Origin of the sequence: Pseudomonas sp. RW3S2, assembly GCF_014268955.1 — a bacterium.
Lineage (GTDB): Bacteria > Pseudomonadota > Gammaproteobacteria > Pseudomonadales > Pseudomonadaceae > Aquipseudomonas > Aquipseudomonas wayambapalatensis.
In genome coordinates this window covers 1-240 of sequence record NZ_JABWRM010000057.1, presented here as the reverse complement: position 1 = coordinate 240, position 240 = coordinate 1, and the positions used below count along the sequence as shown (strand labels likewise).

Sequence of the window (240 nt, the reverse complement as noted above, 5' to 3'; positions counted from 1 at the left end):
TGGCGTCCCCTAGGGGACTCGAACCCCTGTTACCGCCGTGAAAGGGCGGTGTCCTAGGCCACTAGACGAAGGGGACATACCCAACGCTTTTCAGCGCACCAGCGATAAAGCCTCGCGGCTTACACTGGATTTATTTCCCAGCACTGCCTAAAGCAATACCGTGAAAACTGGAGCGGGAAACGAGACTCGAACTCGCGACCCCGACCTTGGCAAGGTCGTGCTCTACCAACTGAGCTATTC

Annotated in this window: 1 tRNA gene; it reads right to left on the bottom strand. The window is 56.7% G+C overall.

The window, feature by feature from the left end:
• Window positions 1-76: transfer RNA gene (locus tag HU748_RS26200), tRNA-Glu, on the bottom strand.
• Window positions 77-240: the final 164 nt, after the last annotated feature.